Below are 21,494 nucleotides of genomic sequence, written 5' to 3' on the forward strand. Positions count from 1 at the left end.
ATAGCCTAATGGATGCGGCGGCGGGGATCACCATCACCGGATGACCACAGTGTCTGGTCGTAGACGGGCGTCATCTATAGGCCAACATCGCAAGGTAGGCTTCGTCTGTGATGAAGAGTCGGTTCGATGGGGGTGAGCAAGTGTCGGCCTCGGCCAGGCGGCGTCTTGCCGAGTACTACCGAGATGGCAACAGTTCATCGACCGGGGCGATATAGCGGCGTTCTGGGTCGTAGCGCTTTCTCTGGCCATCGGCGGGCAACCATTCAGTCGGCCAGCGCCAAAGATCGATAGTGAGCAGGTAGCGCTTCATGGATGATTTCCATCAAACAACGCTTCGATGACGTCCTCTTTCAGCGGAGCATCCCAGCCAGCCTTCGCCTCGATACGACCCTTGGTCAGACCGTAGAGCCCATCCAGGTCAAGTCCTTGATCTCTCCGTGCTTCAATGCGTGCGACCGGCTTCCCGTTTTTACAGATCAGTACCTCCTGACCGCGCTGAGCGGCAGCAATCAGCCGGGATAGATGGGTCTTGGCCTTGCAAAGAAAAAGCCGTCGAGTGCGCGAAGCACCTTGGTCATCGCGATCCGCGCGCCCCGGAGTCCTTATCGAGAGTCTCGGTTTCTGACCACGAACCACAGCCAGATAGCGACACTCAGCGACAGGTAGACCACCAGCGGAAGGGCGAGAAACAGTGCCAGTACCTTGATCGAGAAACCTCCCTTGAAAAAGTAGATGGCCAGCAGCAGCGGGAAGATGCTGGCAACCAGCAGCGGCCCAGCCTCACGCCGTATCCACTGGATGACCGCGGTGGCCTTGTTGGGCATAAGCGTCCTCTGGTGGTCATGGTTGGTGTTGCAGGAACTGCCGGAGCACCACTGACGACATCTACCTGCAGGTGATGCCTGCGACGCTTCGTCGGTGCTCTTCGCGGGAGCTACAACGAGGTGTCGACTCGGCCGGCTGCGCGTCTGCATGGTGTCGAAGAAAGGCTGTCGACGCACGTGCAATTCTGCAGGCGCTGCCGACGGCTTCCCGCATCGCAGATCAGAGCATCTCTTCGATGTTGTTGATGGTGGGTTCGAGAATCAGCTCGCCTGTGCCCTGTTGCACCACGCGATTGGGTTCGATGAAGCAGGTCACCAGGCACCTGGCGCTTTCACCACCATCGGAGATGGTAAAGGTCTTCTTGGTGGAGACAACCCTGCCTTGCACAAAGACCAGGCTGGTTTTCTCGCCTTCCTCCGCCGTGAAAGGAAGCTCGATCAGATCATCGGTGGCTGGAACTTCCTGCAAGGAGTCGATCTGGTGCTCCGGCATTTCCAGTGGCGTGGGTTTCAGCAACAGTGGCTCGAGGGACTTGGTGTTCAGGGAGTCCGTAAGCTGAAACATTGATAACAAGCCGTTTTTTGGACGGACACTAGGTACCGCTTGGCGATGTACACGCCTCACGCAACCGAGCCACGCCGTCAATCTCGAGGGCGTGCCCCCCCCCAACCCAAAAGTCGGATATAGCGTGCTGGAAACTTGATTATTGAACACCAAATCGCCCTCCTGAGAAGGGAAGGCGACAGGTAGTGAGTGATTTTATGTTCAGGTAGCGATGTCTAGCGAAACCACAAGGCCGTCATTGGGGTGAAGGTCACGAACAACAGGACAGCAAACATGGCTAACAGGAACCACTTACAGTAGCCCATGACCTCTTCGATCTTCATGCCAGTGGTCGAGCAGACGGTAAGCAGTACACTCGCTACGGGCGGTGTCTGCTGGCCGATGCCCAGGTTGAGGCAGACGATGACGCCGAAGTGTACCGGGTCCAGCCCCAAGTCAACGGCCATGGGCAGCAGTAGCGGCACGACCACGATGATCGCCGCGCTGGCATGCAAGAACATCCCCAGTAGCAGTACGAACACGTTGATGATTAGTAAGTTGAGGATGTAGCTATCGGTGATGCCGCCCAGAGCGCTGGCGATCTGCTGGGGCAATTGCTCATTGGCGAGATACTGACCCAGGATGGCCGATCCGGCGACGATCATCATCACTACGGCGGTTTGTCGAGCCGTCGTCACCATGAGCGACCAGATGATCCGGTAGTCGAGATCGCGCGTCACGAAAAGGCCGAACAACAGGGCGATCATGACCCCAATGCCTGCGGCCTCTGTCGGGGTATAGATACCGGCGATCAGCCCGCCTACTACGATCACCGGGATCGCTAGGGGGATCAATGCCCGTTTGAAGGCGGTGCCGAGCGCCTTGATTTCAAAATCCCCTTCGCGGGGGTGTTGCTCACGGCGGGCGAACAGCCAGGAGACCACCATGAAGGCAGCCGCCAGCAGCAGGCCCGGCACGATCCCTGCGATGAAGAGGTCACGAATCGAGGTGTTGGTCGTCACACCAAACAACACCATGGGGATTGATGGGGGAATGATGATACCTAGCGTCGCCGACACGGCCGTGATCGATGCCGCGAATCCCTTGGGATAGCCGCGCTTCTCCATCTGTGGCACGAAGATCTTTGACATCACAGCTGCATCGGCCACCGCCGATCCACTCATTTCCGCCATGAACATCGATGTCACGACATTGATATGGCTCAGGCCGCCGCGCATCCAGCCCACCAGAGACGCCGCAAGGTCTATCAGACGTTGCGCGATGCTGGTAGCACTCATCAGCTCTCCCATAAGGATGAACAGCGGGATCGCCAGCAGGATCAGCGAGTTGGTCCCCGAGTAGATCTGCACTGGGATCATCAACAGGTTGATGTCCGCGATCCACATCGAGACCGTGGCGGTGATCATCAGGGCAAACCCTACTGGCACCCCCAGCAGGATGATGCCGAACAGCATTGTCACTACGCCCCAGGCCATCAGGCATTCCTCCAACGTTGAATAAGGCGAACGCTCAAAGCCACCACCATCAGGGTGCTGGCAATTGGCAGCACGCTCATGAATACGCCCTGCGCGATGGGGAGCGTCTCGATGGATCGATCACCGACGCGGTCGATCATCTGCCAGGACTTGAGGCCGAGCAGTACGAAGAAGCCTATGACCGCCATGTCACCGATCACCTGCACGACCCGTTTCAGCAGGGGTGGGAAGGCTTCGAGTAACATGTCGAAAGCAATGTGACCGTCTTTTCTTGCAGCGAGATAGGCGCCCAAGAAGGCGATCCAGACGAGTAAAAATCCCGGTACTTCATCGGCCCATACCAGACCGGAGTCGAGCACATAGCGGTAAAAGACGTTCAAGCAAATGGCGATGGTGGTGAGGGCCACCAGGGCCCCCACGACGGTTTCGACTAAACGATCCAGGTATCTCAGCATCGTCTCGACTCCAGCGGTTATGACGACTCGGCGGTCTGGCGCACGAGGTTGAGCCAGGTATCGCCGAACTCTTCCACGTAGTTCTCATATACGGACTTGACGCTATCCCGGAACGGCGCCAGTTCAACATCATTCACTTCCAATGAATCTCGCATGGCATCCAGGTTCGACTGCTCGATCTCGCTCGCCTGGGCATAGGCGTCATCGCGCATCTCGTCGGCCACCTCGGTGAAGACCGACTGCTGCTCTTCTGTCAGCGAGTCCCAGAATCCGGGAGAGGCCAGCAGGAAAGATGGCGTATAGACGTGGTGGGTCAGCGACAGGTAGTCCTGCACCTCGTACATCTTCTGGCCATAGAAGCCGTAGCTCGCGGCTTCGGCTCCGTCCACCACGCCGGTTTGCATGGCGGTGAAGGTCTCACCCCAGGCGATCTTGGCTGGTACAGCCCCCAGCGAGGCGAAGATCTGCTGGCGGAAGTCCCCGCCGGAGATGCGGATCTTCATGCCATCCAGGTCGGCGGGGACCTCAATGGGATGGCTGGAGTTGATGATATGGCGGAAGCCGTTCTCATAGACCCCCACGACCCTGGCGCTCATGCTTTCCTCGACGGTCTCGACCAGGGCCACTTCCAGTCCTGCGGCCATGGCGCGCTGAACATTCTCGCGATCCTGGAACAGCCACGGGAGGTCGAAGAAGCCGAGCTTGTCATCCACCTTCAATACGCCGGAGGCGACATTGACCATCTCAATGGTATCGAGCTGAAGGTTGTCGATGAGCGCCGACTCCTTGCCGAGTTGGCCATTCGGGTAGAGCTCGAAGGTGAACTCCCCTGGCAGACGCTCCTCGATGCGGGTCGCAAACATTTCCATCTGCTTGGCCAGCGGTGATTCGGCCGACACATGGGTAGCGATACGGACCTCTTGAGTGGCGTTGGCATGCACGCTCAGGGCGAGCAGGCCCATGCCCGTGATGCTGGATAGAGAAACGGTCTTGTTGTTGATCATGTCGTAGCTCCTTGGGGAGTCCGTTTGGTGGAAGGGGATGGGCAAGAGTCCGTTCCCCTATCGGATATCGAAGCTGTAATGGAACAGGTCGAGCCGGCCTCGGCTCAGTCGCCACTCCAGCGGTCGTTCGTCATACCCTCTGGCCAGACGAGTGATTTCGATAACCTGTGACCCGGGGGCTTGCCCCAGGTAATGAGCGGGCCCTGCTGGCGCAGGGCCCGCTGAGAGGGTGTCGGTGGCGCGGAAGACTACCTCGCCACAGAGCTGTTCATAGAGGGGGTAAAGCAGATCTCCCCACTCCTTGGTCGGTAGGCTCAGCAAGGGAAGGAAGCGTGCACTTGGCAGGTAGATCATTTCGTGCAAGAGCGGCACCTCATCGACGCGGCGCACCCGTTCAATTTCGATCAACTCGCTCTTTTCAGGTACTTCGAGCTGACGACAGATTTCAGCCGCCCCCTCCAATGCCCGGATCTCAAGTAGCTCGCTCTTTGGATGCAGCTGCACGCCTTCGCGGTCGGTCAGGCGGAAGAAGCGAGCCAGCGAGTGGCTGAAGTCTGCTCGGCGCACGAAGGTACCCTTGCCATGCTGGCGCTCCACCCAGCCGCGATCGACCAGCATGTCGACCGCCTTGCGGGCCGTACCCGGTGCCACGCCATGCGATTGCGCTATGTTCATTTCCGATGGCAGCACATCACCCGGCTTGAGGTCGCCGTGCTGAATCTCGCTCAACAGCGCTTGGTAGATCCGGTAGTAGCGCGGGCTGCGCGTCTCGTCCTGTCGGGCAGTGGCTTGCATTGGGATGTACTCTTGTGTATTTATGGTCTTATATAAGAGTAGTTATCTATGACATGCAATGCCCCCCGAGCACAACCCGGATTCGACCAATGTCTAAAATCGTTGACGCCCACGCCCACGTCTTTACCCACCAGTGTCGGATTGCCAGGAATCCCCGGCACCGCCCCCGTTATGAGGCGCCGCTGGCGAGCTATCTCGACCTGCTGGATCGCTTCGGGATCGCGCAAGGCGTGCTGGTCCAGCCCAGCTTCCTCGGTATCCACAACGACTACCTCATGGATTGTCTGCGACGTCATCCAGAGCGACTACGTGGGGTGGCGGTGCTATCCCCGGATGTCTCGGATGACACTCTCGACGAGATGACGACACTGGGCATTCGGGGCACACGCCTTAACTGGATCGGACGGAATAGCGATGAGCTCAAGGCGGCGGAATGGAGTGCGCTGTTCTCGCGGCTCGAGGCACGTCGTTGGCATGTGGAGATCCAGGCGGAGGGCGCCACTCTGCTGGCGATCGTCGACCTGCTCCAGCGCTGGGACCTGGACTTAGTGATCGACCACTTCGGCCGTCCTCAGGCCAACGCCTGGCGGGATCCCGTTATTGACCGGCTCTGTGTGGGAGTCGGTGACCAGCGTTTTTGGGTCAAGTGCTCGGCCCCCTACCGAAACCGTTGTGATGGCCTCCACGATGTCGGCAAGAGGTTGCTGGATGCATTAGGGCCGTATCGATTGATGTGGGGCAGTGACTGGCCTTGGACGGAACACGAACATCTCTACAGTTTCGAGAAGGCCCTGAATGATATCGATCAGTGGATGCCCGCCGCGGATCTGGCGGTGGTCATGAGCGAGACACCTCGTCGTTTCTATGGCTTTGCCGAGTAGCGTGTCCTGACTTGGGAAAGATGCGATAGTCTTCCTCTCGCTGGTTCCATCCATAAACAAAAGGCACTGATGTAAAAGAAAAAAGTTTCGGAAGCAACAGAAGGAAAGGCTCTGCGGAAAATAGTGTTTTTTTGTTGGAAGGTATTGAAACAAAAAGAAAAAACTACAATCCGAAGAGGCGCCGATGCGCCAGAAACGCACTGTCCAGAGCAATGGACTAGATCGGTTTGCCGATCACGAGATCAGGTGCAAATTAAAGGCGATGTCCGACTGGCTGGATGCCCATCCCGAGATGCTGGGCTGGATCGCGTCGGATCTCTGCCGAGCCGACTTCAACGCAACCGGGCGGAAAGGCTTGCCGGTCGAAATTCTGTTACGTTGCGCCATCCTCAAACAAGTACCGCCAGCTCAGCTACGAGGTCTTGGCGCTTTATCTGGAGGGCCCCCAGTCCTTTCGAGCCATTGCCAGGCTACCCCTCGGTTTAGCGCTGAAGAAGTCGGTGTTACAGAAAGGGGGGGCAGCTCCATTGGCGATGTCAGCTGGGAGCGGATTAACCGCCTGATGCTGACGGAGGCGAAAGACTAGAAACTCGAGAGCGGACGCGCGGTTCGGGTCGATAGTCCGGTCTCGGTGACACCGATTCATACACCGGCGGACAGCAGCCCGCTGTGGGATGCGGACCGTACCCAGGGGCGGCTCAAGGGCAAGGCCATCGTCAGCTTGAATGAGCACCCCGACATCCGCCGGATCTTCGCCGACTACCACATCGAGACCACCGACATCCGCTACACCGTCGGCTGCGGCAAAGGCTCAGAGGCCAGCGAGGTGCTGATCTTCAGCTGGGATGTCGAGGCCGAGCCTGCGGGGTTATTCGAGAGCAGTCATCGCAGCCAGCAAGGATAAGACATGGTCGACTTCGTATCACTCGGCAAAGGCCTCAAGACCGCATACGAAATTGCGCGTTCTGCCAAGGACGTAAACGATCAGGCCAAGCTCAATACGGCCATCGCAGACATCATGGAACAGCTTACCTCGGCGCAGTTCAGCCTGTTCGAGATGCAGCAGCATCAGGAACTGATCGACGAGAATAGGCAGTTAAAAGATCAGCTTGAGAGGGCCGCCAGGTTTGATAAGTACCAGCTTCAGCAAACATCTACGGGGGACTACGTGCTGGTTCTGAAGGATGAGTTTGCTGTAGACGGCACTCCCAAGCATGTGATCTGTCCTGTATGCAAGGAGGACGAGCGGCTGGCAGTCATGACAGAGGACGGGCATTGGTATCGCTGCTCGTCATGCAAATATGTGGCGGGCAAGAAGAAGCTGCCACCGCCCAGAAGGCGTACTGGACCGATGGTTGTGTAGCTGGGTGCTAAGTATCGCGCGAAATAGGGTGCTGTGCCGTCGCAGACCTTGTGCCAACTTTCCCGCAACCAAGTGCCAAAGCTGGCGCGCGGTTACACTCTAAGCGACAAGAAGGGGGTGGCGAGCACAACGAAAAACGGCCACCGCTCTGATGAGCAAGGTGACCGTCAATCTTGAATTCAGTGGTCGGAGCGACAGGATTCGAACCTGCGACCTTTGCAACCCCATTGCAACGCGCTACCAAGCTGCGCCACGCTCCGACTTGGCCTATGGGTTGTCTGACCGTCTGGCCTGTCCCCCTAAGACGAGGCGTATACTAGCGCGTTCATTTCAAAATGAAAAGCCCCTTTTGCGCTTTTATTTCAATTGGTTGGAAATTGACCAGCCCCGGGCGTCAGCGCTGCCCACTTTGTCCGTGCTCTGACACACTATTGGTAGGCAATGGGACACGAGGAGGACCAGGGAATGCCGCTGATTCTGGGAATGAGTCTACTGCTGGCGTGTCAGTTCGCTGGTGAGTTGATCGCGCGGGGGCTGACGTTACCGATACCCGGGCCGGTGATCGGAATGGTGATCCTGCTGATCGGGCTGTCGATTCGCGGCAAGGTGCCGAAGAGCCTGCGTACGACAGGGGAAGGTCTGCTGCGTTACCTGACGCTTCTGTTTGTGCCTGCGGGTGTCGGGTTGATGGTGCATGGCCGCCTGATCGCCGATGACTGGCTCGCCATTGCGGCGACGCTGGTGCTGTCCACGGCCTTGACCCTGGCGGTCACCGCCTGGGTCATGGCAAGGCTGGCTGCTCGCCGGGGAGGTCAGTAATGGATGTGGCCGAACTCGATGAGCTGTGGGTCTATCTGTCCGGCAATCCGCTGTTGTCGCTGCTGGTCACGCTGTTGGCGTTCGCCCTGGCGGTGCGCATCAACAAGTGGCTGGGCGGCACGCCGCTGCTTCACGCGGTAACCCTGAGTATTGCCCTGATCATCTCCTTCCTGCTGGTCACCGGGATCGACTACGCCACCTACTTCGAGGGCGCCCAGTTCATCCACTTTTTGCTGGGGCCAGCCACGGTGGCGCTGGCCATCCCGCTGTATGACCATCGCGAGCGGGTACGTCAGCTACTGCTGCCGCTGTTGGTAGCTTGTGGCGCGGGTATCGTGACCGCGGTGGCCTCGACCCTTGGTATTGCGCTTTTGTTCGGGGCGGCGCCAGAAACCGTGCTGTCGTTGGCGCCGCGCTCGGTAACGTCGCCCATCGCCATGGGGGTGGCGGAGAAGATTGGTGGTATTCCGTCGCTGGCGGCGGGGCTTGTGTTGATTACCGGCTCCATCGGCTGTGCGCTGGGGCCGTTCATCTTTCGTCTACTCGGCATCAAGGACCCGGTGATCCAGGGCTTTACCATGGGACTCTCCGCCCACGGCTTTGGTACGGCCCAGGCGTTCGCCAAGCTGGGGGCCATGGCCGGCGCCTTCTCTGGTCTTGCCATGGGTCTGACGGGCTTGATCACCGCCTTTTTGCTGCCGCTGATTGTGGCGATATTCGGACTCTGACCTTCGTCTAATGCGCAACGCAAATTGTCTCCGGCTGAACTATGGTCAAGCGAAGGGATTGGGCCGGAGGTCAAGATGTGGAAGACCATCAAGTCGGTACTCGCCGCGTTTTTTGGCGTGCAACGCGAGTCCCGGCGTCAGGAAGACTTCACCACCGGCAAGGCGTCCAGCTTTATCGTCGTAGGCATCCTCATGGGGGTGCTGTTTGTCGTGATTCTGATCGTGATCGCCACCCTGGCGGCGGGTTGAGTGACCCGTTGGCAGGGTGGCGTCTTGCGTTGACGGCTCGGCCCGCTACACGCGGGGCAGTGACCAGGCTCTTCTATACTCGAGCCATTGGCGAGCGAACAAGATAACAACGAGCTCCAGGAGGCATCGATGCGCATGCGGCATGTGTGGATGACTGCGGGAACGCTGTTCGCAGGACTCGGAGGGCACCTCCAGGCGTCCGACTGGAACATGCCGGTCGGGGTGACGGACGTCAGTCGTGAGGTGTATTCGCTGCACATGACGATCTTCTGGATCTGCGTGATCATTGGCGTGGTGGTCTTCGGCGCCATGTTCTACTCGCTGTTCCGCTATCGTCACTCCCAGGGCGCAAAGGCCGCCAAGTTCCATGAGCACACCACCGTCGAGGTGATCTGGACGGCCCTGCCGTTGCTCATCCTGGTCGGCATGGCAGTGCCGGCTACCGCCACGCTCAAGAAGATGTACGACGCCTCCGACGCCGACCTGGATGTGATGGTGACCGGCCAGCAATGGCGCTGGCACTACAGCTACCTGGGTGAGGATGTCGACTTTACCTCCAACCTTGCGACCCCCCGCGAGCAGATCTCCGGCGAGAGCGAGAAGGGGGAAAACTATCTACTCGAAGTCGATGAACCACTGGTGCTGCCGGTGGGCAAGAAGGTACGCCTGCTGCTGACCGCCGACGACGTCATCCACTCATGGTGGGTGCCCGAACTGGCGGTCAAGCAGGACGCGGTGCCTGGCTTCGTCAATGAAAACTGGGTGCGCATCAACGAGCCCGGCATCTATCGCGGCCAGTGCGCGGAGCTCTGCGGCAAGGATCACGGCTTCATGCCGGTGGTGGTCGAGGCGGTCGAGCAGGAGCAGTTCGATACCTGGTTGGCCGAGCGTAAGGCCGCCGCTGCCCAGGAGGCCCAGGGGGTGGATCGCGAGTGGTCCATGGACGAACTGATGGAGCGTGGCGAGCAGGTCTACGGCTCCATCTGCGCCTCCTGTCACCAGGTTGATGGTAGTGGCCTGCCGCCTGCCTTCCCGGCGCTGGCGGGCAACCAGGCATTGCTGGACGAGCCGGAGCGCCATCTGGATACCGTCGTCAACGGTGTCTCGGGTACCGCCATGCCGGCCTTCCGCACCACCCTGAATCCGGTGGAGATCGCCGCCGTCATCACCTACGAACGCAACGCCTGGGGTAATGAGACAGGCGAGGTGACCCAGCCGGCCGATATCGCCGACATGCTGTCCGAGTAGCCGGACGAATGGCTGTCGGGATCGAGATTGGAGCAGCGGTTCAGGTGCCGGGAAATGCAAGCACAAGAGATGAACGAGCAAGGGAATAGCGAACAAGGGATGGTCGACGAACGACCAGTCCGAGCAACCGGGGGCTCTCAGGAGTCACGTTGAACGCACCATCGACGCCCGCCAAGAGTCAGGCAGGCGGCCAACAGGGGAGATCTTCGCCATGGCGTCACTGCCTCCCAAGCATCGACTCGAGTCGTCGGCCTCCGAGGCCAGCTCGGCGGGACACGACGAGCATCACTATCGCCCAGGCGGTCTGATGCGCTGGGTACTGACCACCAATCACAAGGAGATCGGTACCCTTTATCTGATCTTCTCCTTGACCATGTTTCTGATCGGTGGGGTCTTCGCGCTGGTGGTGCGGGCCGAATTGTTCCAGCCCGGTCTTCAGCTGGTGCAGCCCGAGTTCTTCAACCAGATGACCACCATGCATGGCCTGATCATGGTGTTCGGCGCGGTGATGCCGGCCTTCGTTGGGCTGGCCAACTGGATGGTGCCGCTGCAGATCGGGGCGCCGGACATGGCGTTGCCGAGGCTCAATAACTTCAGCTTCTGGCTGCTGCCGATCGCCTTTACCCTGATGTTGAGTACGCTGTTCATGCCGGGTGGGGCACCGAATTTCGGCTGGACCTTCTATGCGCCGCTGTCCACCACCTACGCGCCGCCGTCCACCACCTTCTTTATATTATCGCTGCACATCGCCGGTATCAGCTCGATCCTGGGGGCGATCAATATCATCGCCACCATCCTGAACCTGCGCGCACCGGGCATGCGCCTGATGGACATGACCCTGTTCGTCTGGACCTGGTTGATCACCGCCTTCCTGCTGATCGCGGTAATGCCGGTGCTGGCCGGGGTGGTCACCATGATGCTGATGGACATCAACTTCGGCACCAGTTTCTTCAATGCCGGCGGCGGTGGTGATCCGGTGCTGTTCCAGCATCTGTTCTGGTTCTTCGGGCATCCCGAGGTCTACATCATGATCCTGCCGGCCTTCGGCATCGTCTCGGTGATCATTCCGACGTTCGCCCGCAAGCGGCTGTTCGGCTATGCCTCCATGGTTTACGCCACCGCTTCCATCGCCATCCTGTCGTTTTTGGTGTGGGCACACCACATGTTCGTGGTGGGGTTACCGTTGGTGGCGGAGCTGTTCTTCATGTACAGCACCATGCTGATCGCAGTGCCGACCGGGGTGAAGGTGTTCAACTGGATCACCACCCTGTTCCGGGGTTCGATCAGCTTCGAGCCGGCGATGCTGTTCGCCATCGCCTTTGTGGTGCTGTTCACCATCGGTGGCTTCTCGGGGCTGATGCTGGCGATCTCGCCGGCGGACTTCCAGTACCACGACACCTACTTCGTGGTGGCACATTTCCACTACGTGCTGGTGCCGGGCGCAGTGTTCTCGATCATGGCGGGGGTCTACTACTGGCTGCCCAAGTGGACCGGCCACTACCCGCACCTGCGGCTGTCCCAGTGGCACTTCTGGCTGTCGATGATCGGGGTCAATCTGACCTTCTTCCCGATGCATTTTTCCGGACTTGCCGGCATGCCGCGAAGAATTCCCGACTACTCGTTGCAGTTTGCCGACTTCAACATGCTCTCCAGTATCGGTGCCTTCATGTTCGGCTTCTCGCAACTGTTGTTCGTGGTCATCGTGATCATGTGCGTGCGGGGCGGCAAGAAGGCGCCGGCCAAGGCCTGGGATGGCGCCGAGGATCTTGAGTGGACGGTGCCGAGCCCGGCGCCTCTGCATACCTTCGAGCACCCGCCTCAGTATCGGCCGGTGGAGCACTGAGTCGGGAGTGTCGCCATGACGGACGTCGTCGAGGATCGCAGTCCCCAGGTTCGACGAACCGTGGTGAAGACTCTGGTGGTGCTGGCGGGGATGTTTGGCTTCGCGTTTGCCCTGGTCCCGCTGTACGACGTCTTCTGCCAGGTGACGGGCCTCAACGGCAAGACCTCGACCAGCGCTCAGACGCTGGTGCACGAAGAGGTCGATACCGAACGCACGGTGACGATGCAGTTCGTGACCCGTGGCAGTGCGGGACTGCCGTGGAAGCTGGAGGCCCACAGTCGCCAGGTTCGTGTTCACCCAGGGCAGAGCACGGAGGTGTATTTCACCTTTCGCAATCTGGGTGACCAGGCGCTGGTGGCAAGGGCGGTGCCCAGCGTGACCCCGTCTCCGGCGTCGTTACATCTGCGCAAGCTGGCCTGTTTCTGTTTCGACAATCAACGGCTGGCGCCGGGGGAGAGCTTCGAGGCGCCACTGGTGTTTCAACTGACCCGCGATCTCCCCGAAGAGATCAAGACCGTGACCCTGGTGTACACGCTCTACCCGCAGGACCAGGGACCGGACGTGGCGGTGGCGACGGTGGCCGACGGCGCACCGGGCAGTGACAAGGGACGCCGACCGGCGTCTGGCGAAGATCCAGGAGGTGAAGCATGAGTGGTGGCAGCTACTACGTACCCGCGACCAGCAAGTGGCCGATCCTCGGTTCCCTGGCCATGGGCGTGATGATGGTCGGCGGGGGCACCTGGCTGGTGCACGGGGCGGCGGGGTCGCCGATCATGCTGGCGGGGCTGGTGGGCATCCTGGCGGTGATGGTGCTGTGGTTCAGGGATGTCATCAAGGAGTCCATGTCAGGGCTCTATGACGCCCAGATGGATCGGTCCTTCCGCTGGGGCATGGGCTGGTTCATCTTCTCGGAAGTGATGTTCTTCGGCGCCTTCTTCGGTGCGCTGTTCTATGTGCGGACTTTGGCGCTGCCATGGCTCGATGGTGAAGGTGCCAAGGGCGTGTCGGCATTGCTGTGGCCCGACTTCACCGCCAGTTGGCCGCTGGAGAACCCACCGGACAGCGCCATCTCGGGGCCGACCGAGACCCTGAGCCCGTGGCAGCTGCCGCTGGTCAACACCCTGCTGCTGGTGTCCTCGAGCATTACCCTGACGGTCGCCCACGAAGCATTGAAGATGGGCGAGCGTCGCGCCACCCACAACTGGCTGTTCGGCACGGTGCTGCTGGGTACCTGCTTCATCATCATCCAGGGGGTCGAATACTACGAGGCCTACCACCATCTGGGCCTGACTCTGGAGGCGGGCATCTACGGCTCGACCTTCTTCATGCTGACGGGCTTCCATGGCCTTCACGTCATCATCGGCACCATCATCCTGGCCAGCATCCTGATGCGTATCCGCAAGGGCCATTTCAGTGGCGACAACCACTTCGGTTTCGAGGCGGCGGCCTGGTACTGGCACTTTGTCGACGTGGTCTGGCTGGGGCTGTTCATCTTTGTCTACGTGTTCTGAGGCAGGCGGCGTGGGGGCCGCTCAGCCGATCGTACCGGTGGCGAAGCCATAGGCCAGCAACGCCAGCAGCAGGGCGGCCAGGGCTACCCGGATCTTTAGCGAGACCAGCAGGCGGCGTGAGTGGCTGTCGTCCTTGAGCAGGAAGCCGACCCCGGCCGCGAGACTGGCCAGCATGGCCACGAACACGATCAGAATCAGGATCTTGAGCAGCATGGTTAGAGTCCGTTCGAGTGAGGGGAAAAGGCGTGGTCCGGGTCGGCTGGTGGCCTGGTGCCTGCTGTGTGCAGCGCTGATGGCGCTGGGTATCGGCCTTGGACTATGGCAGTGGGAGCGCGCCGCCGGCAAGCGCGACTATCTTGCAAACCTTGCCGAGGCACCGACCTTGAACATGCCAGGGACATTGCCGCCGGACGGCAGCCGCCTGTCGCTCGAAGGCGTCTTTCAGGCCGACGAAACCCTCTACCTGGACAATCGGATGCTCGGCAATCGACTCGGGGTGGCGGTGCTCACGCCCTTTGTCGACGTCGAGGGACAGCGGTGGCTGGTGGAGCGCGGCTTTCTCGAGACCGGGGTGTCGCGCCAGGCGCCCTACGCAGAGACGCCGAAGGGGCTGGTGTCGCTGAGCGGTGATTGGCAGGCGGATGGCCGGCGTACGCCGCGGTTCGGTGACAACCTCGAAGGCACGCGACTGCAGCGCATCGAACTCGGAGCCTGGAACGAGGAGTTCAGCTTTGCCGGTTGGCTGCATCAGCGCCAGGGTCCCGGGCATCTGGAGGACTGGTGGACGCCTAACGTCATGCCACCAGAGCGACATCTGGCCTATGCACTGCAGTGGTGGGGGCTTTCGCTGGTGGCGCTGCTGGCGCTGCTGTTTGGAGGTCGACGACTCTATCGCGATCTTTGCGCGGCGGGCGTCACGAGCGCTGAAAGGTCAATTGTTGATATGGCCGCCAGGCAAGAACGCTGAGGCCGTGAGATGGCAAGACCGCGAAAGAAAACCGCGAAAGAAAACCGCGGAAGACAACAACGCCGCGAAAGACAGGAAAGGGGCGAAAGACAAGCGACATCGGCGAGCACAAGAGGCTAGCGCGAGAGCACGACACTAGCGCGAGAACAACAGATACCCGATAGCCCAGCGGACACGACAGGACGGAACGTGTCGACGCAAGGAGTGGAGGTGCGAGGATGACGACGATGGGGTGGCAGCGGCTGAAGCTGGTCGCACTGATCGCGATCTTTGTGATGCCCATGGCGCTTGCCTGGGGCATGGTCGAGTTCCGTATCGGGATTCCCGACAACCGTACCGCCCACGGGGCGCTTGATGCCGATGTGCCGCCGCTGTCCCGGTGGCCGGCTCTTGAGCGCACAGACATTGCCAGTCGCGATCGTGAAGGGGAGCTCGCGGCGCATGCCTGGACCCTGGCCTATGATTGCGGCGATAGCTGCGCCGAAGACGCGGATCGCTGGTGGCGCCTGCACCGGGCGCTGGGCAAGGACGCCCATCGTCTGAGTCGGGTGCGCGTGGGTGGAGACGCTGCTGCCTTGCCTGGCGAGTCGCTGATGACCTGGACCGAGTCGCCGGAGTGGGCCAGTCAGGGGCAGGCGTGGCTGCTTGACCCCCAGGGGTGGGTGGCGGTCGCCTATCCTGCCGGGGTGGAGACCCGGGCGGTGATGGACGACATCGAGCATCTGTTCAAGCGCAACCCCGAGCCACCGCTTGCTGCCCTGGGCGAAGATCCCGGTGAGGCCGAGGCTACCCAAGGTGACTCCGAACTGGTCAGTCTGCACGACAGCCAAGGTGCCAGCGAAGACGCCCGCCAGGAGGTGCGCCATGAATGATCGACGCCTGGCGACGCTGCGGCTCTTGAGTCTTGTGGGGGCGCTGTTCACCGCCCTGGTCATCATGGCCGGTGCCTTCACCCGATTGCTGGATGCGGGGCTGGGTTGTCCCGACTGGCCGGGGTGCTATGGGGCGCTGGTCGTGCCCGATGCAAGCAGCGCTCTGCTGCATAGTCCGGATGCACCGCTGGAGGCATCCAAGGCCTGGATGGAAATGATTCATCGCTACCTGGCCGGATGTCTCGGGGTCATGGTGATGGCCCTGCTGGTGCTGGCCTGGCCCAGGCGGCGCAAGCCTGGGTTTCCCTGGCGTCTGATGCTGATGCTGTTCGCCGCCTTGATGGTGCAGGGGGCCTTCGGTGCCTACACCGTGACCCTCAAGCTGTGGCCCCAGGTGGTAACCCTTCACCTGCTGGGTGGTCTCACGGTGATGACGCTGTTCATCTGGCTGCATCTGCGCCTGCGTCGTGTCGCCAGGGGGGAGGCGGCGCTCGCTGCCCGACCACTGGGGGCGCTGATGGGGGTGGCCACCATGCTGCTGGTGCTGCAACTGGCGCTGGGGGGCTGGACCTCCAGCAACTACGCGGGCATCGCCTGTCAGGGGTTTCCCACCTGCAATAGCCAGTGGGTGCCCGACACCGACTGGGGTGAGGGCTTCCACCTTACTCAGACGGTGGGTCCCAACTATCTGCACGGGGCCCTGCACGCCGAAGCACGCACGACGATCCATCTGGCCCATCGGCTGGGAGCGCTGGCGTTGACGCTGGCGCTGGCACTGGTGGTGATCCGTCGCTGGCATCGCCGTGAGATGCGGCCCTGGCTGCTGACGCTGGCCGGGGCGACGGCTTTGCAGGTCGCCCTGGGTATCGCCAATGTGCTGCTGTGGCTGCCGCTGGGCCTGGCGCTTCTACATACTGCCGGCGCGGTACTGCTGGTCTTCAGTTTTACCCTGGTAGCGTGGAAGCAGCGCCATTCAAGACAGGCGGTGAAGGGACGTCAACGCCAGACCAGAGGAGGGTGGCTCCATGCGTGATGCACAGGCCATGGGTGTGGCGACCCATCCGCTATGGCGTGACTTGCTGACGCTGTGCAAATGGCGAGTGGTCATGGTGATGCTGGTGTGCGCCCTGGTGGGAATGTTGCTGGCGATCCCCGGGGCGATATCGCCAGCTGCGCTTAACGCCATGGTGTGCGGGCTTATCGGGATTGCACTGGCCGCCGCCGGGGCGGCGGCGATCAACCACGTGGTGGATCGCAAGCTGGATGCGCGGATGCATCGCACCTCGCGGCGCCCGCTGGCGTCCGGTCGCTTGTCGACGCCACTGGCGCTGGCCTGGGCGCTGTCATTGTCCACCTCGGGGGTGGCGCTGCTGGCGCTGACCGTCAATCCGTTGACCGCTTGGCTTACGCTGTGGTCGCTGGTCGGTTATGCGTTGATCTACACGGTATTTCTGAAACGGGCCACGCCGCAGAATATCGTCATCGGTGGTGTCGCAGGTGCCGCGCCGCCACTGTTGGGCTGGACCAGTGTGACCGGGACAGTGGGAGCCGAACCGCTGCTGCTCATGTTGATCATCTTTGCCTGGACGCCGCCGCACTTCTGGGCGCTGGCGATCTACAAGCGTGATGAATACGCCGAGGCAGGGGTACCGATGCTGCCCGTGACCCATGGCCTCGCCTTTGCCAGACTGCAGGTCTGGCTATATGGCTGGTTGACGGTGGCCGCCACCTTGCTGCCGTTCACCATCGGCATGAGTGGCTGGCTCTATCTGGTCAGCGTCTGTGTGCTCAATCTACGCTTCATGCAGTGGAATCTCAGGGTCTGGCGTGGACACGACGAACAGGCGCCCTTGCAGGCCTTCTGGTTTTCCATTCGCTATCTGCTCGGCGTCTTTCTGGCCTTGTTGCTGGATCACTATCTGAGTATCGCCTTGAGTCCGTGAGGGCCGACTACCTTCGTTCAACGGTCCGGTGTCACGGGAGTGTCATCGGCAGGTGGCAACAATGCAGGCGGCAGTCACCGGTCTTTCTCGCGATGAATGGTTCAGCCTCTCTGGTAGATGTGTAGAATGCCCCCTTTGACCATCGCACAGGGGGCTGCATGTCCACGACGCTCGCTTATGCCTTGCTCGGGCTTGGCATTGTCATCATTGCCGCGTTGGCGTGGTACGCCTGGTCGTTGAAGAATGAGGTGCGGCGCCGAGAGGGAGTGATTCGGGACGAGGAACGTCGTGCCAGGGAAAATGGCCTGGAAAACCTCGGTCTGGTTGCGTCGGCGCTATTGCAGCGTCAGGTCGATGTGACCGAAGGCTGCTGGCGGTTGAAAGTATTGTTCGAGATCATCGATCCGGCACTGCTTGAGCGGCGCGAGTTCAAGGTCTTTGCCGAGGTCTACGAGCAGACCCGTCATCTGCACACACATCAGGCTCGTCAAGAGCTTACGCCCAAGGAGCGGTTCGCTGAAGACAAGCAGCGACTGGCCGTGGAAGAAGCGAATCGCGACGATGTGCTGGCTGCGGCACAGGCTGCGCTGGATTTTCAAGCCCGTTACCCCGACTCTCTCAATTGAGCGATCTCGAACACTGTTCGATGAAGTGAATGACGGGCGGGTATCGCCTGTGCTAGTTTGATTGTACAGAAGCGATACGTCATGATATCGCCTGCAAGGGATTGGTCGTGCAGCAATTGTCTTGCACGATGGGCCGTTGGCAGAAGACGTTGAGATATTGGCGACTAATAGACTGGCTAGGCGCTGTATTTCATGCTTTTCTTGCCTATGAGGAAGTAGGGTACCTATCCTGTTTCTCGATCGGCACAACATTGGACCCGCTGAAGAACAGGGTTACCCGTATTCAGCATTGAGTGTCAGATAGAAGAAGGAGTCTTACATGAAAAAATCAACGACTGGCTTGCTGCTCGGTTCTGCACTGGTTGTCGGCCTCTCCGGCTGCGCCAGCTCCGCCTCTCAGTCCTCCTCCGGCATGAGCGCATCTGACGCCAAGCCGTGGTACCAGCACCCGATGGTGTGTGGTATCGCTGGTGGTCTGATCGGCGGTGGTATCGGCTACGGCACCACCAGCGATGACGACGAGGAAACCGGCGCTGCTGTCGGCGCGACCGTCGGCACCGTGGCTGGCGCTCTGCTGTGTGCCGAGCCGAACAAGGAGCCGATGAACGCTCCGAAGGATTCCGACGGTGACGGCGTCTACGACGCCAACGACCAGTGCCCGGGTACTCCGGCCGGCGTCGCCGTGGACGCAGTGGGTTGCCCGCTGGATTCCGACAACGATGGTGTGCCGGACTTCCAGGACCAGTGCCCGGGTACTCCGGCCGGTGTCCAGGTCAACTCCCTGGGTTGCGAGAAGGACCTGGTCCTGCGTGACGTGAACTTCGAGTTCGACTCCGCCACCCTGACCGCTCAGGCTGAGCAGGTTCTGGTCGGCATCGCCGAGCGTCTGCGCGCCAACCCGAACGTCGGCGTGCGCATCGAAGGTCACACTGACAGCGTCGGTTCCGACAGCTACAACAAGCAGCTGTCTCAGGAGCGTGCCGCTTCCGTTGCTCGCTTCCTGGCGAGCCAGGGTGTTCAGCCGAACCGCATGCGTGCCATCGGTTACGGTGAAGAGCAGCCCATCGCGACCAACGACACCGATGCAGGTCGTGCGGAAAACCGTCGTGTGGAACTGGGTGAGTGGCAGTAAGTCTGCCCTGACCGAGTCCGTCTCGATCGCCTGATCGAGCACGATGACATCAGCGAGGCGCCTTCGGGCGCCTCGCTGCGTTTCGGGTGGTGGTGGCCTGTCTTGCCATCCCGCTCGCCAGGGGTGTGGCGACGCCCTCCACAGGGGTAGAGCATGGCGCCGGCGGCGCCATTTCTGATATTCTATGTCGCTGTTTCACCCCTCGAATCCATTTTGGCGACACGTGATCCCTGGTATGGATCACCACTGCGCACAAGGACAGCTTGCATGCCCATCGTGACACTGCCTGACGGCAGTCAGAGAACCTTCGATTCCCCCCTTAGCGTCATGGAACTGGCCGAGAGCATCGGCCCGGGACTTGCCAAGGCCTGCGTGGCCGGCAAGATCGACGGCGTATTGGTGGACGCCGCGGACCTGATCGAGACGGACGCCGAGGTGGCGATCCTGACCGCACGTGACGAGGAAGGCCTGGAGATCATCCGGCATTCCTGTGCCCACCTGATCGGGCACGCGGTCAAGCAGCTCTATCCCGAGGCCAAGATGGCCATCGGCCCGGTGATCACCGACGGCTTCTATTACGACATCGATTTCGGCCAGTCGATCACCCCGGAAGACCTCGAGACCATCGAGAAGCGCATGAAGCAGCTGATCGATGAAGAGTACGACGTGGTCCGCGAGTACGTCGATCGCGATGCCGCGATGCTGGAATTCCTGCATCGCGATGAGCCCTACAAGCAGGAAATCGTGCGCGGGATTCCCGAAGGCGACACTATTCGCCTCTACCGCCACAAGGAATATACCGACATGTGTCGTGGGCCCCACGTGCCCAACACGCGTCACCTCAAGGCGTTCAAGCTGACCAAGCTGGCCGGTGCCTACTGGCGCGGCAACGCCGACAACGCCATGCTGACCCGCATCTACGGCACCGCCTGGGGCGACAAGAAGCAGCTCAAGGCCTACCTGCACCGCCTCGAGGAGGCCGAGAAGCGCGATCACCGCAAGCTGGCGCGTCGCCTCGACCTCTTCCACATGCAGGAAGAGGCGCCGGGCATGGTGTTCTGGCACCCCAACGGCTGGACCCTGTGGCAGCGCGTCGAGCAGTACATGCGCGGCGTCTACAAGGAGGGCGGCTATCAGGAGATTCGCTGCCCTCAGATCATGGACGTGTCGCTGTGGAAGAAGTCCGGCCATTGGGACAACTACGCCGACGGCATGTTCTTCACCGAGTCCGAGAAGCGTGAGTACGCGCTCAAGCCGATGAACTGCCCGGGCCACGTCCAGGTGTTCAACTCCGGTCTGCGCAGCTACCGTGAACTGCCGGTGCGCTTCGGCGAATTCGGCGGCTGTCACCGTAATGAGCCGTCCGGCGCGCTGCACGGCATCATGCGAGTGCGCGCCTTTACCCAGGACGACGGCCACATCTTCTGTACCGAAGAGCAGGTGCAGCCCGAGGTGACGAGCTTCCATCGCCAGGCGCTCAAGGTCTACAGCGACTTTGGCTTCGAGGATATCGCGATCAAGATCGCCCTGCGCCCGGAAAAGCGCATCGGCGACGACGACACCTGGGATCGTGCCGAGAACGCCCTGCGTGGCGCGCTGGAGGCCTGTGGGGTCGAGTGGCAGGAGCTGCCGGGCGAGGGCGCCTTCTATGGTCCCAAGATCGAGTATCACATGAAGGACTGCCTGGGCCGCGAGTGGCAGGTCGGCACCATGCAGGTCGACTTCATGATGCCCACGCGGCTGGGTGCCCAGTACGTGACCGAAGAGGGCGAGCGCAAGCCGCCGGTAATGCTGCACCGTGCCATCGTCGGTTCGATGGAGCGCTTCATCGGCATCCTGATCGAGCACTACGCCGGCGCCATGCCGCTGTGGCTCGCGCCGGAGCAGGCGGTGGTGATGATCATCACCGATGCCCAGAAGGAATACGCCGAAGCCTTGACCTCACGACTGCAAAAAATCGGTCTTCGCGTCAAGTCGGACTTGAGGAACGAGAAGATCGGCTTTAAAATTCGCGAGCATACGTTGCAGAAGGTACCCTATCTCCTGGTGGTCGGAGATAAGGAAGTAGAGGCCGACTCGGTGGCTGTGCGTACGCGCAGCGGCGAAAATCTGGGCACCATGACCGTGGACGCCTTTATTGAACGAGTTCAGGCCGAGCGGTACTAACGGGTAGGCGGCATGGGCCGCCCCCTCG

General features: G+C 60.9%; 26 protein-coding genes and 1 tRNA gene. 18 read left to right on the forward strand and 9 right to left on the reverse strand.

Annotated elements, in window-relative coordinates; genetic code table 11:
* Positions 1-175: 175 nt before the first annotated feature.
* The 7 genes from C9F12_RS23020 to C9F12_RS02710 all read right to left on the reverse strand — a co-directional run bounded on the left by C9F12_RS23020 (position 176) and on the right by C9F12_RS02710 (position 5,118).
* Positions 176-310: a hypothetical protein gene (locus C9F12_RS23020; protein WP_275886747.1), complete on the reverse strand. Its 135-nt coding sequence runs from the start codon at positions 308-310 to the stop codon at positions 176-178.
* A 292-nt stretch (positions 311-602) separates the two neighbouring features.
* Entirely contained in the window at positions 603-824 is a 222-nt protein-coding gene (locus C9F12_RS02685) for a hypothetical protein (protein ID WP_108447881.1), read from the reverse strand.
* A gap of 220 nt (positions 825-1,044) precedes the next feature.
* Positions 1,045-1,389: a hypothetical protein gene (locus tag C9F12_RS02690; protein ID WP_108447882.1), complete on the reverse strand. Its 345-nt coding sequence runs from the start codon at positions 1,387-1,389 to the stop codon at positions 1,045-1,047.
* A 215-nt stretch (positions 1,390-1,604) separates the two neighbouring features.
* Positions 1,605-2,864: a TRAP transporter large permease gene (locus C9F12_RS02695; RefSeq protein WP_108447883.1), complete on the reverse strand. Its 1,260-nt coding sequence runs from the start codon at positions 2,862-2,864 to the stop codon at positions 1,605-1,607.
* Positions 2,864-3,319, reverse strand: coding sequence for a TRAP transporter small permease (locus C9F12_RS02700; protein WP_108447884.1), 456 nt, complete (start codon positions 3,317-3,319; stop codon positions 2,864-2,866). Before C9F12_RS02700 ends, C9F12_RS02695 begins: the two co-directional genes overlap by 1 nt.
* A gap of 17 nt (positions 3,320-3,336) precedes the next feature.
* Entirely contained in the window at positions 3,337-4,323 is a 987-nt protein-coding gene (locus C9F12_RS02705; RefSeq protein ID WP_108447885.1) for a TRAP transporter substrate-binding protein, read from the reverse strand.
* A gap of 57 nt (positions 4,324-4,380) precedes the next feature.
* Positions 4,381-5,118, reverse strand: a complete 738-nt coding sequence (locus tag C9F12_RS02710; protein WP_108447886.1) for a GntR family transcriptional regulator — start codon at positions 5,116-5,118, stop codon at positions 4,381-4,383.
* Positions 5,119-5,207: 89 nt separating this feature from the next.
* On the opposite strand from C9F12_RS02710, the gene C9F12_RS02715 reads away from it, so the two are divergent.
* From C9F12_RS02715 to C9F12_RS02730, 4 genes are all read left to right on the forward strand, one after another.
* Entirely contained in the window at positions 5,208-5,999 is a 792-nt protein-coding gene (locus C9F12_RS02715) for an amidohydrolase family protein (protein WP_162816373.1), read from the forward strand.
* A 184-nt stretch (positions 6,000-6,183) separates the two neighbouring features.
* The gene (locus C9F12_RS02720; protein ID WP_108447888.1) at positions 6,184-6,585 is read left to right on the forward strand and encodes a hypothetical protein; all 402 of its coding nucleotides are present in this window, start codon (positions 6,184-6,186) and stop codon (positions 6,583-6,585) included.
* A 45-nt stretch (positions 6,586-6,630) separates the two neighbouring features.
* On the forward strand, positions 6,631-6,903 hold the full coding sequence (locus C9F12_RS02725; protein WP_205254612.1) for a hypothetical protein: 273 nt from the start codon (positions 6,631-6,633) through the stop codon (positions 6,901-6,903).
* A 3-nt stretch (positions 6,904-6,906) separates the two neighbouring features.
* On the forward strand, positions 6,907-7,362 hold the full coding sequence (locus C9F12_RS02730; protein ID WP_108447889.1) for a hypothetical protein: 456 nt from the start codon (positions 6,907-6,909) through the stop codon (positions 7,360-7,362).
* Positions 7,363-7,545: 183 nt separating this feature from the next.
* On the opposite strand, the gene C9F12_RS02735 is transcribed toward C9F12_RS02730, so the two are convergent.
* A tRNA-Pro gene (locus tag C9F12_RS02735) sits at positions 7,546-7,622 on the reverse strand.
* Positions 7,623-7,827: 205 nt separating this feature from the next.
* Between C9F12_RS02735 and C9F12_RS02740 the strand changes: the two genes are divergently transcribed.
* The 7 genes from C9F12_RS02740 (at position 7,828) to C9F12_RS02770 (ending at position 13,760) form a co-directional block, all read left to right on the forward strand.
* Entirely contained in the window at positions 7,828-8,181 is a 354-nt protein-coding gene (locus C9F12_RS02740) for a CidA/LrgA family protein (protein ID WP_045991507.1), read from the forward strand.
* On the forward strand, positions 8,181-8,909 hold the full coding sequence (locus C9F12_RS02745) for an LrgB family protein (protein ID WP_045991506.1): 729 nt from the start codon (positions 8,181-8,183) through the stop codon (positions 8,907-8,909). The genes C9F12_RS02740 and C9F12_RS02745 overlap by 1 nt, the downstream gene beginning before the upstream one ends.
* Before the next feature lie 75 nt (positions 8,910-8,984).
* Positions 8,985-9,158, forward strand: coding sequence for a DUF2970 domain-containing protein (locus C9F12_RS02750; RefSeq protein ID WP_083970217.1), 174 nt, complete (start codon positions 8,985-8,987; stop codon positions 9,156-9,158).
* 135 nt (positions 9,159-9,293) lie between these two features.
* The gene (gene coxB, locus C9F12_RS02755) at positions 9,294-10,406 is read left to right on the forward strand and encodes a cytochrome c oxidase subunit II (RefSeq protein ID WP_045991627.1); all 1,113 of its coding nucleotides are present in this window, start codon (positions 9,294-9,296) and stop codon (positions 10,404-10,406) included.
* 211 nt (positions 10,407-10,617) lie between these two features.
* A complete protein-coding gene (gene ctaD / locus C9F12_RS02760; RefSeq protein WP_045991505.1) occupies positions 10,618-12,249 on the forward strand; it encodes a cytochrome c oxidase subunit I in 1,632 nt (543 codons plus the stop codon).
* 15 nt (positions 12,250-12,264) lie between these two features.
* Positions 12,265-12,900 (forward strand): cytochrome c oxidase assembly protein, encoded by a 636-nt coding sequence (locus C9F12_RS02765; RefSeq protein ID WP_083970215.1) that lies wholly within the window; start codon positions 12,265-12,267, stop codon positions 12,898-12,900.
* Positions 12,897-13,760 carry a cytochrome c oxidase subunit 3 gene (locus C9F12_RS02770; RefSeq protein WP_108447890.1) on the forward strand — a complete coding sequence of 288 codons (864 nt, stop codon included), beginning with the start codon at positions 12,897-12,899 and terminating at the stop codon, positions 13,758-13,760. Before C9F12_RS02765 ends, C9F12_RS02770 begins: the two co-directional genes overlap by 4 nt.
* A gap of 21 nt (positions 13,761-13,781) precedes the next feature.
* Here the strand turns inward: C9F12_RS02770 and C9F12_RS02775 are convergent, their stop codons facing one another.
* Positions 13,782-13,973 (reverse strand): DUF2909 family protein, encoded by a 192-nt coding sequence (locus C9F12_RS02775; RefSeq protein ID WP_045991503.1) that lies wholly within the window; start codon positions 13,971-13,973, stop codon positions 13,782-13,784.
* On the opposite strand from C9F12_RS02775, the gene C9F12_RS02780 reads away from it, so the two are divergent.
* The 7 genes from C9F12_RS02780 to thrS all read left to right on the forward strand — a co-directional run bounded on the left by C9F12_RS02780 (position 13,972) and on the right by thrS (position 21,466).
* Positions 13,972-14,727, forward strand: coding sequence for an SURF1 family protein (locus C9F12_RS02780; protein ID WP_108447891.1), 756 nt, complete (start codon positions 13,972-13,974; stop codon positions 14,725-14,727). The two genes, C9F12_RS02775 and C9F12_RS02780, sit on opposite strands and share 2 nt — an antisense overlap.
* Before the next feature lie 218 nt (positions 14,728-14,945).
* The gene (locus tag C9F12_RS02785) at positions 14,946-15,599 is read left to right on the forward strand and encodes a hypothetical protein (RefSeq protein ID WP_205254613.1); all 654 of its coding nucleotides are present in this window, start codon (positions 14,946-14,948) and stop codon (positions 15,597-15,599) included.
* On the forward strand, positions 15,592-16,632 hold the full coding sequence (locus tag C9F12_RS02790; RefSeq protein ID WP_045991501.1) for a COX15/CtaA family protein: 1,041 nt from the start codon (positions 15,592-15,594) through the stop codon (positions 16,630-16,632). Before C9F12_RS02785 ends, C9F12_RS02790 begins: the two co-directional genes overlap by 8 nt.
* Entirely contained in the window at positions 16,625-17,542 is a 918-nt protein-coding gene (gene cyoE / locus C9F12_RS02795; RefSeq protein WP_108447892.1) for a heme o synthase, read from the forward strand. Before C9F12_RS02790 ends, cyoE begins: the two co-directional genes overlap by 8 nt.
* A gap of 158 nt (positions 17,543-17,700) precedes the next feature.
* Positions 17,701-18,168 carry a DUF2489 domain-containing protein gene (locus C9F12_RS02800; protein ID WP_108447893.1) on the forward strand — a complete coding sequence of 156 codons (468 nt, stop codon included), beginning with the start codon at positions 17,701-17,703 and terminating at the stop codon, positions 18,166-18,168.
* A gap of 319 nt (positions 18,169-18,487) precedes the next feature.
* On the forward strand, positions 18,488-19,300 hold the full coding sequence (locus C9F12_RS02805) for an OmpA family protein (RefSeq protein WP_108447894.1): 813 nt from the start codon (positions 18,488-18,490) through the stop codon (positions 19,298-19,300).
* A 267-nt stretch (positions 19,301-19,567) separates the two neighbouring features.
* Entirely contained in the window at positions 19,568-21,466 is a 1,899-nt protein-coding gene (thrS, locus tag C9F12_RS02810) for a threonine--tRNA ligase (protein ID WP_045991497.1), read from the forward strand.
* Positions 21,467-21,494 lie beyond the last annotated feature (28 nt).

Origin of the sequence: Halomonas sp. BN3-1 (assembly GCF_003056325.1) — a bacterium.
In the GTDB taxonomy this organism is placed as follows: Bacteria; Pseudomonadota; Gammaproteobacteria; order Pseudomonadales; family Halomonadaceae; genus Halomonas; species Halomonas litopenaei.

What these genes read in the sequence shown, in the direction of transcription:
- C9F12_RS02745 (WP_045991506.1), top strand. Translation starts at nt 8,181, where the DNA reads ATGGATGTGGCCGAACTCGATGAGCTGTGGGTCTATCTGTCCGGCAAT.
- C9F12_RS02690 (WP_108447882.1), bottom strand. Translation starts at nt 1,389, where the DNA reads ATGTTTCAGCTTACGGACTCCCTGAACACCAAGTCCCTCGAGCCACTG.
- C9F12_RS02730 (WP_108447889.1), top strand. Translation starts at nt 6,907, where the DNA reads ATGGTCGACTTCGTATCACTCGGCAAAGGCCTCAAGACCGCATACGAA.
- cyoE (WP_108447892.1), top strand. Translation starts at nt 16,625, where the DNA reads ATGCGTGATGCACAGGCCATGGGTGTGGCGACCCATCCGCTATGGCGT.
- C9F12_RS02715 (WP_162816373.1), top strand. Translation starts at nt 5,208, where the DNA reads ATGTCTAAAATCGTTGACGCCCACGCCCACGTCTTTACCCACCAGTGT.
- C9F12_RS02770 (WP_108447890.1), top strand. Translation starts at nt 12,897, where the DNA reads ATGAGTGGTGGCAGCTACTACGTACCCGCGACCAGCAAGTGGCCGATC.
- C9F12_RS02705 (WP_108447885.1), bottom strand. Translation starts at nt 4,323, where the DNA reads ATGATCAACAACAAGACCGTTTCTCTATCCAGCATCACGGGCATGGGC.
- C9F12_RS02765 (WP_083970215.1), top strand. Translation starts at nt 12,265, where the DNA reads ATGACGGACGTCGTCGAGGATCGCAGTCCCCAGGTTCGACGAACCGTG.
- C9F12_RS02685 (WP_108447881.1), bottom strand. Translation starts at nt 824, where the DNA reads ATGCCCAACAAGGCCACCGCGGTCATCCAGTGGATACGGCGTGAGGCT.
- coxB (WP_045991627.1), top strand. Translation starts at nt 9,294, where the DNA reads ATGCGGCATGTGTGGATGACTGCGGGAACGCTGTTCGCAGGACTCGGA.
- C9F12_RS02700 (WP_108447884.1), bottom strand. Translation starts at nt 3,319, where the DNA reads ATGCTGAGATACCTGGATCGTTTAGTCGAAACCGTCGTGGGGGCCCTG.
- C9F12_RS02750 (WP_083970217.1), top strand. Translation starts at nt 8,985, where the DNA reads ATGTGGAAGACCATCAAGTCGGTACTCGCCGCGTTTTTTGGCGTGCAA.
- C9F12_RS23020 (WP_275886747.1), bottom strand. Translation starts at nt 310, where the DNA reads ATGAAGCGCTACCTGCTCACTATCGATCTTTGGCGCTGGCCGACTGAA.
- C9F12_RS02695 (WP_108447883.1), bottom strand. Translation starts at nt 2,864, where the DNA reads ATGGCCTGGGGCGTAGTGACAATGCTGTTCGGCATCATCCTGCTGGGG.
- ctaD (WP_045991505.1), top strand. Translation starts at nt 10,618, where the DNA reads ATGGCGTCACTGCCTCCCAAGCATCGACTCGAGTCGTCGGCCTCCGAG.
- C9F12_RS02785 (WP_205254613.1), top strand. Translation starts at nt 14,946, where the DNA reads ATGACGACGATGGGGTGGCAGCGGCTGAAGCTGGTCGCACTGATCGCG.
- C9F12_RS02720 (WP_108447888.1), top strand. Translation starts at nt 6,184, where the DNA reads ATGCGCCAGAAACGCACTGTCCAGAGCAATGGACTAGATCGGTTTGCC.
- C9F12_RS02780 (WP_108447891.1), top strand. Translation starts at nt 13,972, where the DNA reads ATGGTTAGAGTCCGTTCGAGTGAGGGGAAAAGGCGTGGTCCGGGTCGG.
- C9F12_RS02800 (WP_108447893.1), top strand. Translation starts at nt 17,701, where the DNA reads ATGTCCACGACGCTCGCTTATGCCTTGCTCGGGCTTGGCATTGTCATC.
- C9F12_RS02740 (WP_045991507.1), top strand. Translation starts at nt 7,828, where the DNA reads ATGCCGCTGATTCTGGGAATGAGTCTACTGCTGGCGTGTCAGTTCGCT.
- C9F12_RS02805 (WP_108447894.1), top strand. Translation starts at nt 18,488, where the DNA reads ATGAAAAAATCAACGACTGGCTTGCTGCTCGGTTCTGCACTGGTTGTC.
- C9F12_RS02710 (WP_108447886.1), bottom strand. Translation starts at nt 5,118, where the DNA reads ATGCAAGCCACTGCCCGACAGGACGAGACGCGCAGCCCGCGCTACTAC.
- C9F12_RS02790 (WP_045991501.1), top strand. Translation starts at nt 15,592, where the DNA reads ATGAATGATCGACGCCTGGCGACGCTGCGGCTCTTGAGTCTTGTGGGG.
- thrS (WP_045991497.1), top strand. Translation starts at nt 19,568, where the DNA reads ATGCCCATCGTGACACTGCCTGACGGCAGTCAGAGAACCTTCGATTCC.
- C9F12_RS02775 (WP_045991503.1), bottom strand. Translation starts at nt 13,973, where the DNA reads ATGCTGCTCAAGATCCTGATTCTGATCGTGTTCGTGGCCATGCTGGCC.